We start from the raw sequence: 13,397 nt of genomic DNA, 5'->3' as shown, positions 1-13,397 counted from the left end.
CCCGATCCTCCGGCGCGAGCCGGTCTCAGCTGCAGCCGGTCGTCGAACCGCAGGTGTCGCACTTCAGGCAGGTCCCGTTCCGCACCAGCGTGAAGTTGGCGCATTCCGGGCAGGCCTCGCCGACATAGCCCTTCATCTTCGCCTCGGCGCGGCGGTCGGAGACGCTGCGGCCGGCCGGCACCGCCTCGGGCTTGGCGAAGGGCAGGGCCTCCGCCAGCGCCTCGACCTTGCCGGCGAGGCTCGGCTCGGTCTTGAGCGCCACCGCCCCCCGCACCGCGTGGACGGTGCCGCCGGCCGGGGCCGACTGGCCGGTCACCGGCGCGGCGACGCCCGGGGTGGCGCCGGCGGGACCGCCGTGGATCAGGGTCAGCCGGTCGCCCGACCCCCGCAGCAGGCCGCGGGAGACGTTGGTGGCCACCGTCGCGTCGGACGCGCTGGGCTTGGCCGGAGCGACGCCCGTCGCCGTGTTGCCGAGCTCCGAGAGGTCGACATGGGCGAGGTCGTTGCGGCCGAGATACGAGATCGCCAGCTCGCGGAAGACGTAGTCGAGCACCGAGGTGGCGTTCTTGATCGCGTCGTTGCCCTGGACGAAGCCGGCCGGCTCGAAGCGGGTGAAGGTGAAGGCGTCGACGTACTCCTCCAGCGGCACGCCGTATTGCAGGCCGAGCGAGACCGAGATGGCGAAGTTGTTGATGAAGGCCCGGAGCGCCGAGCCCTCCTTGTTCATGTCGAGGAAGATCTCACCCAGGCGCCCGTCGTCGTACTCGCCGGTGCGCAGGAAGATGGTGTGGCCGCCGATCTTGGCCTTCTGGGTGTAGCCCTTGCGGCGGCTCGGCAGCTTCTCCTGGGAGCGCAGGCGCTCGACGCGCTCGACGATCCGCTCGACGATCTTCTCGGTCACCGCCACGGTCTTGGCCACCGCCGGCTGCGCCAGCAGGGCCTCGACCGCATCCTCCTCGTCGTCCGACTCGTCGCTGACGAGGGCGGAGTTGAGGGGCTGCGACAGCTTCGAGCCGTCGCGGTAGAGGGCGTTGGCCTTCAGCGCCAGGGTCCAGGACAGCCGGTAGGCGTTCTTGCAATCCTCGACCGTGGCGTCGTTCGGCATGTTGATGGTCTTGGAGATCGCCCCCGAGATGAAGGGCTGCGCCGCCGCCATCATGCGGATGTGGCTCTCGACCGAGAGGTAGCGCTTGCCGATCCGGCCGCACGGATTGGCGCAGTCGAAGACCGCGTAATGCTCCGGCTTGAGGTGCGGCGCGCCCTCAAGCGTCATCGCCCCGCAGACATGGACGTTGGCGGCCTCGATGTCCTTGCGGCCGAAGCCGAGGAACGCGAGCAGGTCGAAGGACGGGTCGGCGAGCTTGTCGGCCGGCACGCCGAGGGTCTGGGTCAGGAAGTCCTCGCCCAGGGTCCAGCGGTTGAACACGAACTTGATGTCGAAGGCCGACTTCAAGCCCGCCTCCACCGCCGCGATCTTCTCGTCGGTGAAGCCCTTGGCGCGCAAGCTACCCGGGTTGATCGCCGGGGCTTGGCCGAGCGAGCCGTGGCCGACGGCATAGGCTTCGATCTCGGCGATCTCGGCCTCGCGGTAGCCGAGCGTGCGCAGCGCGTCCGGTACCGCCCGGTTGATGATCTTGAAGTAGCCGCCGCCGGCCAGCTTCTTGAACTTCACCAGCGCGAAGTCGGGCTCGATGCCAGTCGTGTCGCAATCCATCACGAGGCCGATCGTGCCGGTCGGCGCGATCACCGTGGATTGGGCGTTGCGGTAGCCGTGCTCCTCGCCGAGCTGCAGCGCCCGGTCCCAGGCCGCCTTCGCGCGCTCCACCAGCTCGCCCTGCGGGCAGCCGGCGTGATCGAGCGGGACGGGGTTGGTGTTGAGGAACTCGTAGCCCTCGGTTTCGCCGTGGGCGGCCCGGCGATGGTTGCGGATCACCCGCAGCATCGCGTCGGCGTTCTCCTCGTAGGCCGGGAACGGCCCGAGCTCGCGCGCCATCTCGGCCGAGGTGGCGTAGGACACGCCGGTCATGATGGCGGTGAGCGCGCCGGCAATCGCCCGGCCCTCACGGGAATCGTAGGACAGGCCCATGGTCATCAGGAGGCCGCCGATATTGGCGTAGCCGAGGCCCAGCGTCCGGTACTTGTAGGAGAGGTCGGCGATCTCGCGGCTCGGGAACTGCGCCATCAGCACCGAGATCTCGAGGACCACGGTCCAGAGCCGGCACAGGTGCTCGTAGCCCTCGACGTCGAAGCTCTTGGCGCCCCGGTCGTAGAGCGCCAGCAGGTTCGCCGAGGCGAGGTTGCAGGCGGTGTCGTCGAGGAACATGTACTCGGAGCACGGGTTCGAGGCCCGGATCCGCCCGCCCGACGGGCAGGTGTGCCAGTCGTTCATCGTCGTGTTGAAGTGCAGGCCCGGATCGGCCGAGGCCCAGGCGGCCTCCGCGATCTTGTCCCACAGCTCGGTCGCCTTCACGGTCTTCGCCACCTTGCCGGTGGTGCGGTGGGTCAGCGACCAGTCGGCATCCACATCGACCGCGCGCAGGAAGTCGTCGGTCAGCGAGACCGAGTTGTTCGAGTTCTGGCCGGCGACCGTCAGGTAGGCCTCGGAATCCCAGTCGGTGTCGTAGATCGGGAACGAGATGTCGGTGTAACCCTGGCGGGCGTACTGGATCACCCGCTTGATCGCGGCATCCGGCACCATCACCTTGCGGGCGGCCTTGACCTCGCGCTTGAGCGCCGGGTTGCGGTCGGGGTCGAAGCAGGCGTCGCCCGCGGCCTCGCAGTTGACGCAGGCCTTCATCACCGCCTTGAGGTGCTTGGACACCACCTTGGAGCCGGTGACGAGGGCGGCGACCTTCTGCTCCTCCTTGACCTTCCAGTCGATGAAGGCCTCGACGTCCGGGTGATCGATGTCGACGATCACCATCTTGGCGGCGCGCCGCGTGGTGCCGCCGGACTTGATCGCGCCCGCCGCCCGGTCGCCGATCTTGAGGAAGCTCATCAGGCCCGACGACTTGCCGCCGCCGCCGAGCTTCTCGTTCTCGCCGCGCAGGCGCGAGAAGTTCGAACCGGTGCCCGAGCCGTACTTGAACAGGCGGGCCTCGCGCACCCACAGGTCCATGATGCCGCCGTCGTTGACGAGGTCGTCGGCGACGGACTGGATGAAGCAGGCGTGGGGCTGCGGGTGCTCGTAGGCCGAGGCCGACTGGGTCAGCTCGCCGGTCTTGTAGTCGACGTAGAAGTGGCCCTGCGCCGGGCCGTCGATGCCGTAGGCCCAGTGCAGGCCGGTGTTGAACCATTGCGGCGAGTTCGGCGCCACCATCTGGCGGGCGAGCATCGCGCGCAGCTCGTCGTGGAACGCGCTCGCGTCCTCCTCGCTGGTGAAGTAGCCGCCCTTCCAGCCCCAGTAGGTCCAGCAGCCGGCCAGGCGATCGAAGACCTGCGTCGCCGAGGTCTCGGAGCCGGTCCGCTCGCCCTCGGGCAGGGCGGCGAGGGCCGCCTCGTCGGGCACCGAGCGCCACAGGAACGAGGGAACGCCGTTCTCCTCGACCTTCTTCAGGGCCGCCGGCACGCCGGCCTTGCGGAAGTACTTCTGGGCCAGCACGTCGCAGGCGACCTGGCTCCAGGCCTCCGGCACGTCGATCCCGTCGAGGCGGAAGACCACCGAGCCGTCCGGGTTGCGGATCTCGCTCACCGCCTTGCGGAACGGGATGCTGGCGTAGGGCGACTGCCCCGCGGTGGTGATGCGACGCTCGAACCGCATGGGATACTCTCCGGTCACGAACAGCCGGGGACCGCCCGCACGCATGCGGGGTCCGCCGGTTTCAAGGGAAGGGCGGGGCGCGAAAGATTCGGCGGACGAGCCTCGGCGCCTCTCGGGGAGCCGCCCGTCCTGTCGTCTGGAAACTACCGATCTCGGTGGCTTCCCGTCAATAACTTGTGTCAGCCGACTCCGTTCCTCGCTATATGTTGTGTCGAAGGGCGGATTCCTGTGGATAGCGCCGTGCCCCCGGCTAAGCGCGCTTCCGGCTTGGGAGAATCGCGCTCCGTCCCCCGCCGCCCACAGGCCGCGCCGCGTCCGGAGCTTGACTTGTTCACAGGCGGGTGGGGATTTTCGGTCACTTTCGGCACCACGACCGGGTCGGCCGCCGCCGCGCGGGGAATCGTGTTGCGGCGCGGGACGCGCTGGACATCCGGGGGGCATCTCACCATAGTCCCGCGCGACGACGGGGGGCCGGACCTCCCATTCCCGGGGGCTCCCCGCGAGAGAGACGGTCGCGATGGCGCTGAAAGACACCCTGCTTCGGATCTTCACCTGGTGGAGCGGCTCGACCGTCAGCCTGGAGTTCTACACCAAGCGCCGCGGCAGCTTCGTGGGCGAGGACGAGCTCGGCAACCGCTACTACCGGGCGCAGGGGCCCCTGATCGACGCCTCGGTCGGCTCCGAGCGCCGCTGGGTGATCTACAACGGCTACGCCGACGCCTCGAAGGTGCCGCCCGGCTGGCGCGGCTGGCTCTGCCACGCCACCGACGTGCCGCCCTCCGAGGAGACCTACGTCCCGCGCGAGTGGCAGAAGCCGCACGAGGAGAACCTCACCGGCACGGTCGCGGCCTACCGTCCGCGGGGCTCGCAGCTCTCCTACGGCCAGCGGCCGGCGGCGACCGGCGACTACGTGCCGTGGGTCCCGGGCGAGTAGACCGCCCTTTTTCCACCATCCTCCTTGTGTCTATCGCGGGTGGGCCGACCGAGCCCGCGCGCCCGGTCATCCCGGGTGCCGGAGGCCGCGCCAGGGGCCGCCGAACTTCCAGCCGGGAGCGATTGGGTTTTGAGCCGCATGACCGCACGCCGCGCCGCGAGCGCCTTCCCGCTCCTCCGCGGTGTCGTTCTGGGTGCTGCCGTCCTGGGCGGCGCGCTGTCCTCCGGGCCGGCCCGGGCCGACAAGATCCGCAACCCGACCGCGGTGTTCGCCGGCCTCGACAAGATCACCGGCCGCACCGTCTCCTTCGAGGTGGCTGTGGACGAGACGGTGCAGTTCGGCGCGCTGCAGCTCACCCCGCGGGTCTGCTACACCCGGCCCCCGACCGAGAGCGCCAAGACCACCGCCTTCCTGGAGGTCGACGAGGTCACGCTCGAGAACAAGTACCGCCGCATCTTCACCGGCTGGATGTTCGCCTCGAGCCCGGGCCTGCACGCGATCGAGCACCCGATCTACGACGTGTGGCTGGTCGACTGCAAAGGCGGCACCGACCTCATCGCCGAGCCGAAGGAGCAGGAGGACGCGCCGGTGGCCGCCGCCAAGCCCGAGGGCCGCAAGCGCCGCGAGCAGGCCCGCGGCGGCGACGAGGCGCCTCGCGCCCGCCAGGTCAACCGCCAGGGCCAGGTCGACGTCGAGCCGCTGCGCGGCACGCCGGTCCAGCCGCGCCAGACGCCGTCGCGACGCTTCTTCCCGACCAACGACGGCCCGCGGCCGGGCGGTGGCGACCCGATGGATCCGAACCCGCGCTGAGGATCGGCCGATTCGAGCCGGGCAGCCGCTCTGACGTTCGCGATCGCGGCCGATGGTAGAAACACGCTCGCCGTCAGTCCGGAGCCGCGAAGCGGAGCCCGGGATCAAGATACGCGGCAGCGAGGTAGCCAATCTGTACGCTGGCGGTAGTGTCCTCGGCACTCTGCGGTTCCGGGCTCTGCCTTCGCGGTACTCCAATAATCAAAGGAATGTCAGCCCTGTCCCGCTGAACGAGGCAGGCTGCGACGCCTCTAATCCTACGGCCCGAGCAGATCCACGATCGCCGGCAGCAGCGGCAGGTCGGCCGGGGGCATCGGGTAGCTCGCGAGGTCGCGCGGCCGCACCCATTTGAGCGCCTGCCCCTCCCGCGGCTGGGCAAACCCCTCCCAGCGCCGGCAGACGTAGAGCGGCATCAGCAGATGGAAGCTCTCGTAGGCGTGGCTGGCGAAGGTGAGGGGGGCGAGGCACGCCTCCTTCACGGTGATGCCGAGCTCTTCCGCCAGCTCCCGGATCAGCGTCTCCTCCGGCCGCTCGCCGGGCTCGATCTTGCCGCCGGGAAACTCCCACAGCCCTGCCAGGGTCTTGCCCGGCGGGCGCTGGGCCAGCAGCACGCGCCCGTCGGGATCGACGAGGGCGACCGCCACGACGAGGAGGAGCTTCAACGGATCGGCCATGGCGGGCTCGCGCGAGGAGGGACGTCGGTAAGGATCGCGCCCCGTCAGGGCGCGACCGCGTAGGTGGCCTCGACGCTCGCCTCGACCGTCAGGGTCCCGGGCTCGACCGGCACCGCGAGGCCGCCCGGCATGCCCTTGGCCGCGAAGGCGCGGGCCTGCATTGGCATCGCCCCACCCTGGCGGGGCGGCGAGACCAGGCTCTCGAGGCGGCCGAGGCGCAGGCCCGCCGCCTCGGCCAGGGTCTCGGCCTGGCGCTTGGCGTCCCGCACCGCGTCGGCCCGCACGGTATTCTCGGCCTGGCCGGGATCCGACAGGCCGAACGCCACGCCGCCGATCCGGTCGGCGCCGCCGTCGATGAGGCGCCGCATCAGGGCGCCCAGGCGCTTGAGGTCGCGCACCCGGACGCTGACCGCGTTGGTGGCCTGGAAGCCGTCGGGGGCGTCCCGCATCTGGCCGCCGGGGTCGCGCACCGTCTTGGTGGCGGGGCGCAGGGAGACCGCCGCGGTGGCGAGGTCCGGCCCGGTGATGCCGAACTCGCCGGCGAGTTCCACTACCTTGCGGGCGGCGGTCGAGTTCTGGTCGAGGGCGGCGGCGGGCGTCGCCCCCCGGCTCTCGACCGCGACCTCGACGGTGGCGAAGTCCGGCGCCACCTCGCGGCTCGCCCGCCCGACGACGCCGATCCGGGCCGGAGCCTCCTCGGCGAGGGCGGGCCCGGCGAGGAGGAGCGCGAGGAGCCCGGCGGCCGCCCTCACGAGCGGTAATCCCCGTTGATCTCGACGTAGGCCTTGGTGAGATCGCAGGTCCAGACCCGGGCCTTGCCGGCACCGAGGCCGAGATCGACCCGGATCGTCACCGCGTCGCCCTGCATCGCCGCGGAGGCCGCCTCCTCGTCGTAGCCGGGATCGCGGGCCCCCTCGACGGCCACGCGCACGTCGCCGAACCATATCGCCAGGCGGTCGCGGTCGGCGGGCTCGCCGGCCTTGCCGACCGCCATCACCACCCGGCCCCAATTGGCGTCCTCGCCCGCCACCGCGGTCTTCACCAGCGGCGAGTTGGCGATCGACATCGCGATCCGGTGGGCGGAGGCGTCGTCGGTGGCGCCCCCCACCTCGACGGTGACGAACTTGCGCGCGCCCTCGCCGTCGCGGGCCACCAGCTGCGCGAGCTCGGCGAGGAGGTCGTCGAGCACCGCGGCGAACTCGCCCAGCGCCGGGTCGTCGGCCGAGGCGACCGGGGCGTTGCCGGCCTTGGCGGTCGCGAACAGCATCAGGGTGTCGGAGGTCGAGGTGTCGCCGTCGACCGTGCAGCAGTTGAAGCTCGTGGCGACGCCCTTGGTCAGGAGCGCCTGCAGCACCGGGGCCGGCAGGTCGGCATCGGTGAACACGAAGGACAGCATCGTCGCCATGTCGGGGGCGATCATGCCGGCGCCCTTGGCGATCCCGTTGATCGTCACCGCGGTCCCCCCGATCGACACCGTGCGGGTGGCGAGCTTCGGGAAGGTGTCGGTGGTCATGATCGCGCTGGCCGCCTCGGTCCAGCGCTCGGCGCCCGGCCCGGTGCGGCCGGCGCACTCGGCCAGCACGCCGTCGAACTTGGTGGCGTCGAGGGGTTCGCCGATCACGCCGGTCGAGGCGATGAACACCTCGCCGGGGGCGCAGCCCGCGGCCTTGCCGGCGATCTCGGCGGTGAGCCGCACGGATTCGCGGCCCTTGAGGCCCGTGAAGGCGTTGGCGTTGCCGGAATTGACCACCAGCGCCCGGGCCGACTGGCCGCCGCCCAGGGTCTCGCGGCACCAGTCGACCGCGGCCGAGGGGCATTTCGAACGGGTGAAGACGCCGGCGGCCCGGGTGCCCGGATCGAGCAGCACCAGCAGCACGTCGGTGCGGCCGCGGTAGCGGATGCCGGCCTGCGCGGTGGCCAGGCGCACGCCGGCGATCGGCGGCAGCTCGGGCTGATGCTTGGGCGCGAGCGGCGAGACGGGATGGGACATGCGAGGCTCCGGTCCGCCGACGCCGCGTCGTCCGCGCCGGCGCGGCGGTGTTGCCCCGCCGAGGTGCCCTGCGTCAACCGGGCCCGGCCCTGATGCGAGAATACGGTTGTAGGCAAGGTTGTGCAGGCCGGAGTTGCGTTGCCGGCTCATCCTCGCGGCTCCGCCGGCTCCCCCTCGCGCGTCGAGGCGAAACGCCGCCGACGCATGGAAAAACGAACCTTACGTCCGCCCGGAGTTTCCTTATCTAGAGTTGCAGCATATCATCTAGAGGATGAGGTCGGGATGCGCCAAGGCGCGTCGCCACCCGATGCCCGGAGGTTTCCGTTTGGCCCACCCGCAAGTCCTCCGCGACATGGCGCTCTTCGTCGAGGTCGCGAAGCGGAAGAGCTTCAGCCAGGCCGCCGCCGCGCTCGACGTGCCGATCTCCTCCCTCTCGCGGCGCATCACCCAGTTCGAAACCGCGATCGGCCTGCGCCTGCTCGACCGGACCACCCGCAAGCTCGTCCTGACGCCGCACGGCGAGGCCTATTACGCGCAGGCGATCCGCCTGGTGGAGGAGGCGCAGCGCACCTTCGACGAACTGATCGCGCAGGCCAAGGGCCCGAGCGGCCTGCTCAAGATCGCCGCGCCGCCCGACCCCTGGGTGATGCACCACCTCTCGACGGTCGCGGCGGAGTACTCGCAGCGCTTCGCCCAGGTGCGGGTGCATCTCGACCTCTGGCCCCACCTCGTCGACCTCGCCCAGGAGGGTTACGACCTGGCGCTCGCCGTCGGGGTGCCGCGGGAGACCTCGCTGATCACCCGCAAGGTGGCGGAACTCGAGAACGGCCTGTTCGCCGCCCCGGTCTACCTCGACCGGGCTGGGCGGCCGGACGATCCCTCCGACCTCGCGCGCCACCAGGCGGTGGTGGTCGGGGCGCCGGCGGCCTCGAACGCCTGGCCGCTCCAGTCCGGCGACCGGACGGCGTCGGTCTCCGTCGGTGCCACCGTGTCCAGCAACAGCCAGACGATGGCCCGGCGCTTCGCCGCCTCGGGACGCGGCATCGCCCTCCTGCGGGTGATCGACGTCGAGCAGGACGTGGCGGAGGAGCGCCTCGAGCGGGTGCTGCCGGACTGGTGCGGCGCGCCGAGCCCGGTCTGCATCGTCACCACCTCCCGGCTCCTGCCGGCCAAGACGCGCAGCTTCATCGCCTTCGCGTCGCGCCACTTCGCCGAGCAGCTGGCGCCCCGCGGCATCACACTGGACGACGCCGAGCTCGCCGCCCTCTACGATCTGCAGGAGGCGTGACGCGGGCCGTACGCCCGTGCTTTAGCACGCCGTGCGGACGGCCCGCGGCGGGGTAGCAGGCGTGCAGGACCTTTCGACCCTCGCGTATGTCGGCGGCACGCTGGTGGCGGCGGCGCCCGCCGGATGTGTGGCGGCCGATCTGCCGCCGGATCGCCGCGCCCTGCCGCCGGACGAGGCCGCCCGCATCGCCCGCTTCCTGCGGCCCCAGGACCGGCAAGAGCGCAAGGCGGCCCACGGGCTCCTGCGCCATCTGCTCGGCGGGCATCTCGGCCGTGATCCCGAAACGATCGTTCTGGCGCGAGACGGCAACGGCCGGCCCTTCCTGCCCGATCGTCCCGCCCTCGACCTGAATCTCAGCCACGGCGGCGGCTGGGTCGCGGTCGGGCTGTCCGCCGCGGGCCGGATCGGCGTCGACGTCGAGGGATCCGTCCGGCCGGTGGACTGGGACGGGATCGCACCGGTCTTCCTGCACCCGGCGGAACTCGACGCCTATCGCGGCTTGCCGACGGGCGCGCGGGCGCGTCACGCGCTCGAGCTCTGGTCGGTGAAGGAGGCGTTCCTGAAGGCGACCGGCGAAGGTCTGATCGCAGAACCGCGCTCGGTCCGTCCCATCGCCGACGGGTCGGCCTGGCGCCTCGCCCGGGCCGGACTGTCGTTGCGGGCCGGCTCGCGGCTCCTGTCCGACGGGGCACGGCTCGCCTGGGCGGTGGAGGGGGAACGGGAGGTCGCGGTCGTCGTGGCGGTATAGCGGGGCCGCCAACAGAACCCGTAGCGACCCGCACGGAAAACGAAAACATCCTCCCCTGTCCTGCCGGGCCCGCGGCGCGACAGGACGAGGAAGGATGTCGGTGCGATCGGTCAGACCGATCGACGCTCAGACGTAGGCGCTCATCCCGGCATTCGACTGTGGGAACCGCTCGGCCAGGGCCCGGCGCAGCTTCTCGAGGGCGCGGTTCTCGATCTGGCGAACGCGCTCCTTGGAGATGCCGAGGCGGTGGCCGAGGGCTTCCAGGGTCGCCTGGTCCTCGGCGAGGCGCCGCTCGTGCAGGATGCGCAGCTCGCGCTCCGACAGGACGGTCAGGGCTTGGCGCAGCCAGGTCAGGCGGCGCTCGCCGTCGACGGCGTCGGAGACGGTCTCGTCAGGGAGGGGGGCGTTGTCGACCAGGAAGTCGACCCGCTCGGCCGAGGCGTCGCCATCGTCGCCGATCGGGGCGTTGAGGGACATGTCGGGGCCCGACAGGCGGGCATCCATCAGCGCCACGTCCTCGCGGGAGACGCCAATGGCGGTGGCGATGCGGCGGTGGATCTCGTCGCCGACGCGCTCGTCGGTCGACTGCATCAGCCTGGCACGCAGGCGCCGGAGGTTGAAGAACAGGGCCTTCTGGGCCGAGGAAGTGCCGCCGCGGACGATCGACCAGTTGCGCAGGATGTAGTCCTGGATCGAGGCGCGGATCCACCACGTCGCGTAGGTCGAGAACCGCACCTCCCGCTCCGGCTCGAACCGGGCCGCCGCCTCCATCAGGCCGACATGGCCTTCCTGGACGAGGTCGGCCATCGGCAGGCCGTAATGGCGGAACCGGCCCGCGAGGGCGATGACGAGACGCATGTGAGCGGAGATCAGCCGGTGCAACGCCTGCTCGTCGCGATCGTCCTTCCACCGGACGGCGAGGCCGCGCTCCTCTTCCCGCTCCAGGAAGGGGGCGTCCATCGCGACCCGCACGAACTGCCGACGTATGCCTGCGATTTCCGCCATCCCCGCCTCCGCCACGTTGGTGAGCGCTGTGTGTCGCGATGACGTCGAGACGCGGCATGGAGCGCGCCCGTTGCACCGCAAGGCCTGCGACAACGGCACGAGCCGGTCATCGGTTCCCGCATTGCGAAAAAATCCCGCGAGGGCGCGATTTCGTCGTGGGCGTGGGGATCGGGCAGGCTTGGGGAGACGAAGCGGTCGGGCGGGTGGAAGCGGGCGGTCTGCGGGTCTTCGAGGCAGGGATGTCCGCACGAGAGCGGCCGGGAGGCGTACCGGATCCCCGAAAACGAGAAAGCCCGGCGCTGGGCCGGGCTTTCGTTCATCCGTTATGGGGGAGAGCGGCCTCAGGCGGCCTCGGCCTCGTCCTGGACGTCCTCGCCGTCGGCCTCGGCCTCGGCGCCCTTGGCACGGCGGGGCGACTTGGCGAGGCTCTGCTCGATGAGCTTGAGCGACTCGGTGTCGGTGATGCGGTTCACCGCCGCGATCTCGCGCACCACCCGGTCGAGGGCCGCCTCGTAGAGCTGACGCTCGGAGTAGGACTGCTCGGGCTGGGCGTCGGAGCGGAACAGGTCGCGCACCACCTCGGTGACGGCGATCAGGTCGCCGGAATTGATCTTCGCCTCGTATTCCTGGGCCCGGCGCGACCACATCGTGCGCTTCACCCGGGCGCGGCCGGTGAGCACGTCGAGCGCCTTCTTGACCAGCTCGGGCTCGGCGAGCTTGCGCATGCCGACCGAGTTCGCCTTGGCGGTCGGGACCCGCAGGACCATCTTGTCCTTCTCGAACGACACCACGAACAGCTCGAGCTTGTAGCCGGCGATCTCCTGCTCCTCGATGGCCGTGATGCGGCCGACGCCGTGAGCCGGATACACGACCGCTTCGCCGGTCTTGAAACCCTGCCGGGCAGCTGTCGTCTTCTTGGCGGTCGTCATGCGGGGGTGGCCTCCAGGTCACCGTTCGCGGCAATGTCCGCGACCGGATCGTTCATCCGGGTCAGGGCGCCCGGCGAAAAATACGCGCCTGCCGGACGTCCCCGAAGAGATGCCCGTCAGTCCCTGTCAAACCATAGCTAAGGAACGTCCGAACGCGCCGCAGGCGGGATAGGATCCACCACGGCTGGTCGCATGCCCCGTCGCCCCATCGATGAAATCCCGCTCGGTGGTCGAGGGCAGCACGTCGGACGCAAGCGACGGCAAGCAGGAAGCTAGCACGAAGAGGCCCTAAAATCAAAAAAATTCAGGCGCCCGGCGTGGAGACGCGGGCACCTTGCACCATCTTTCACCAGCTTGGCGGGGCGATCGCAGGGCCGCCATGCGGGCAGGGAAGAGGTCGTCTTCCCCGGCCGGCGGCCCCCGTCGGCAGGCCTCAGTCGCCCGAGCCCGGATTGGTCGAGAAATGCGCCTCGAACTTGCCGGTCTTGCCGTCCCACTCCTTGGCGTCGGCCGGGGCGGGCTTCTTCTGGGTGATGTTCGGCCAGCCCTTGGCCATGTCGGCGTTCAGCTTCAGCCAGCTCTCCAGGCCCGGCTCGGTGTCGGGCTTGATCGCCTCGGCCGGGCACTCGGGCTCGCACACGCCGCAATCGATGCACTCGTCCGGGTGGATGACGAGCATGTTCTCGCCCTCGTAGAAGCAGTCGACCGGACACACCTCCACGCAGTCCATGTACTTGCACTTGATGCAGTTGTCGGTGACGACGTAGGTCATGGGCCGCTGAAACCTCGACGCAGGTGAGGGCGCTCGTGCGCGGCGCCCGGACGTATGGGGCGGGCCTTAGACCCGGGCGGGCGGGCTTGCAAGCCGAACCGTGGCGGTGGACGTCGCGTTGCCGCCCGGCGTCGCCTTCGCGTCACGCTTTCGCGGCCTCAGCCGGCCGCGTCGCCGGGAGCACCGTCCGCCGGATCGGCCGAGGGATCCGCGGCGAGATCGGCGTAGAGCAGCCGGGCCTCGGGAGCCGGACCCCGGCGCATCCCGAGATCGCGCACCCGCACCGCCGCCGTGACGTGCTGGGCCGCGACGGTGACCACGTCGCCGACCGCCAGCGCCTTCGCGGGGGCGTCGGCCCGATGGCCGTTCACCCTCACGTAGCCGTCCTCGACCAGGCGCGCGGCGAGGGAGCGGGTCTTGGCGAAGCGTGCGAACCACAGCCACTTGTCGAGCCGCTGACGGTCCTCACGCATCGCCGGTCACCGCG

The 13,397-nt window shown here is 70.8% G+C and carries 12 protein-coding genes; 4 read left to right on the top strand and 8 right to left on the bottom strand.

Annotated elements, in window-relative coordinates; translation table 11 throughout:
• Nucleotides 1-25: 25 nt before the first annotated feature.
• The gene (locus V3T34_RS01800) at nucleotides 26-3,760 is read right to left on the bottom strand and encodes a vitamin B12-dependent ribonucleotide reductase (RefSeq protein ID WP_305076978.1); all 3,735 of its coding nucleotides are present in this window, start codon (nucleotides 3,758-3,760) and stop codon (nucleotides 26-28) included.
• A 517-nt stretch (nucleotides 3,761-4,277) separates the two neighbouring features.
• Here V3T34_RS01800 and V3T34_RS01795 point away from each other — a divergent pair.
• Both V3T34_RS01795 and V3T34_RS01790 read left to right on the top strand, forming a co-directional pair.
• A complete protein-coding gene (locus tag V3T34_RS01795) occupies nucleotides 4,278-4,694 on the top strand; it encodes an NADH:ubiquinone oxidoreductase subunit NDUFA12 (RefSeq protein ID WP_082742672.1) in 417 nt (138 codons plus the stop codon).
• 138 nt (nucleotides 4,695-4,832) lie between these two features.
• On the top strand, nucleotides 4,833-5,504 hold the full coding sequence (locus V3T34_RS01790) for a DUF2155 domain-containing protein (RefSeq protein WP_060848850.1): 672 nt from the start codon (nucleotides 4,833-4,835) through the stop codon (nucleotides 5,502-5,504).
• A 257-nt stretch (nucleotides 5,505-5,761) separates the two neighbouring features.
• On the opposite strand, the gene V3T34_RS01785 is transcribed toward V3T34_RS01790, so the two are convergent.
• From V3T34_RS01785 to argJ, 3 genes are read right to left on the bottom strand one after another with little or no spacing between them, the layout of a single operon-like run.
• Nucleotides 5,762-6,178, bottom strand: coding sequence for a (deoxy)nucleoside triphosphate pyrophosphohydrolase (locus V3T34_RS01785; RefSeq protein WP_091754020.1), 417 nt, complete (start codon nucleotides 6,176-6,178; stop codon nucleotides 5,762-5,764).
• A 44-nt stretch (nucleotides 6,179-6,222) separates the two neighbouring features.
• Nucleotides 6,223-6,930, bottom strand: a complete 708-nt coding sequence (locus tag V3T34_RS01780) for an SIMPL domain-containing protein (RefSeq protein ID WP_305076977.1) — start codon at nucleotides 6,928-6,930, stop codon at nucleotides 6,223-6,225.
• Nucleotides 6,927-8,168, bottom strand: coding sequence for a bifunctional glutamate N-acetyltransferase/amino-acid acetyltransferase ArgJ (argJ, locus tag V3T34_RS01775; RefSeq protein WP_305076976.1), 1,242 nt, complete (start codon nucleotides 8,166-8,168; stop codon nucleotides 6,927-6,929). Before argJ ends, V3T34_RS01780 begins: the two co-directional genes overlap by 4 nt.
• Nucleotides 8,169-8,493: 325 nt before the next feature.
• On the opposite strand from argJ, the gene V3T34_RS01770 reads away from it, so the two are divergent.
• Together V3T34_RS01770 and V3T34_RS01765 are read left to right on the top strand one after the other, a co-directional pair.
• Nucleotides 8,494-9,456 (top strand): LysR family transcriptional regulator, encoded by a 963-nt coding sequence (locus V3T34_RS01770; RefSeq protein ID WP_305076975.1) that lies wholly within the window; start codon nucleotides 8,494-8,496, stop codon nucleotides 9,454-9,456.
• A 61-nt stretch (nucleotides 9,457-9,517) separates the two neighbouring features.
• Nucleotides 9,518-10,204, top strand: a complete 687-nt coding sequence (locus V3T34_RS01765; RefSeq protein ID WP_305076974.1) for a 4'-phosphopantetheinyl transferase family protein — start codon at nucleotides 9,518-9,520, stop codon at nucleotides 10,202-10,204.
• A gap of 126 nt (nucleotides 10,205-10,330) precedes the next feature.
• Here the strand turns inward: V3T34_RS01765 and V3T34_RS01760 are convergent, their stop codons facing one another.
• From V3T34_RS01760 to V3T34_RS01745, 4 genes are all read right to left on the bottom strand, one after another.
• On the bottom strand, nucleotides 10,331-11,209 hold the full coding sequence (locus tag V3T34_RS01760) for an RNA polymerase factor sigma-32 (RefSeq protein ID WP_060848845.1): 879 nt from the start codon (nucleotides 11,207-11,209) through the stop codon (nucleotides 10,331-10,333).
• Nucleotides 11,210-11,550: 341 nt separating this feature from the next.
• Nucleotides 11,551-12,138, bottom strand: a complete 588-nt coding sequence (locus V3T34_RS01755; protein ID WP_060848844.1) for a CarD family transcriptional regulator — start codon at nucleotides 12,136-12,138, stop codon at nucleotides 11,551-11,553.
• Nucleotides 12,139-12,571: 433 nt separating this feature from the next.
• Nucleotides 12,572-12,910, bottom strand: a complete 339-nt coding sequence (gene fdxA, locus V3T34_RS01750; RefSeq protein WP_060848843.1) for a ferredoxin FdxA — start codon at nucleotides 12,908-12,910, stop codon at nucleotides 12,572-12,574.
• 158 nt (nucleotides 12,911-13,068) lie between these two features.
• Nucleotides 13,069-13,383, bottom strand: a complete 315-nt coding sequence (locus tag V3T34_RS01745) for an RNA-binding S4 domain-containing protein (protein WP_060848842.1) — start codon at nucleotides 13,381-13,383, stop codon at nucleotides 13,069-13,071.
• Nucleotides 13,384-13,397 lie beyond the last annotated feature (14 nt).

Origin of the sequence: Methylobacterium ajmalii (assembly GCF_036448855.1) — a bacterium.
Lineage (GTDB): Bacteria > Pseudomonadota > Alphaproteobacteria > Rhizobiales > Beijerinckiaceae > Methylobacterium > Methylobacterium ajmalii.
The sequence above is the reverse complement of the archived record's forward strand: the minus strand, read 5'-3'. Positions and strand labels throughout refer to the sequence as shown.

What these genes read in the sequence shown, in the direction of transcription:
- V3T34_RS01790 (WP_060848850.1), top strand. Translation starts at nt 4,833, where the DNA reads ATGACCGCACGCCGCGCCGCGAGCGCCTTCCCGCTCCTCCGCGGTGTC.
- V3T34_RS01785 (WP_091754020.1), bottom strand. Translation starts at nt 6,178, where the DNA reads ATGGCCGATCCGTTGAAGCTCCTCCTCGTCGTGGCGGTCGCCCTCGTC.
- V3T34_RS01760 (WP_060848845.1), bottom strand. Translation starts at nt 11,209, where the DNA reads ATGGCGGAAATCGCAGGCATACGTCGGCAGTTCGTGCGGGTCGCGATG.
- V3T34_RS01745 (WP_060848842.1), bottom strand. Translation starts at nt 13,383, where the DNA reads ATGCGTGAGGACCGTCAGCGGCTCGACAAGTGGCTGTGGTTCGCACGC.
- fdxA (WP_060848843.1), bottom strand. Translation starts at nt 12,910, where the DNA reads ATGACCTACGTCGTCACCGACAACTGCATCAAGTGCAAGTACATGGAC.
- V3T34_RS01795 (WP_082742672.1), top strand. Translation starts at nt 4,278, where the DNA reads ATGGCGCTGAAAGACACCCTGCTTCGGATCTTCACCTGGTGGAGCGGC.
- argJ (WP_305076976.1), bottom strand. Translation starts at nt 8,168, where the DNA reads ATGTCCCATCCCGTCTCGCCGCTCGCGCCCAAGCATCAGCCCGAGCTG.
- V3T34_RS01755 (WP_060848844.1), bottom strand. Translation starts at nt 12,138, where the DNA reads ATGACGACCGCCAAGAAGACGACAGCTGCCCGGCAGGGTTTCAAGACC.
- V3T34_RS01800 (WP_305076978.1), bottom strand. Translation starts at nt 3,760, where the DNA reads ATGCGGTTCGAGCGTCGCATCACCACCGCGGGGCAGTCGCCCTACGCC.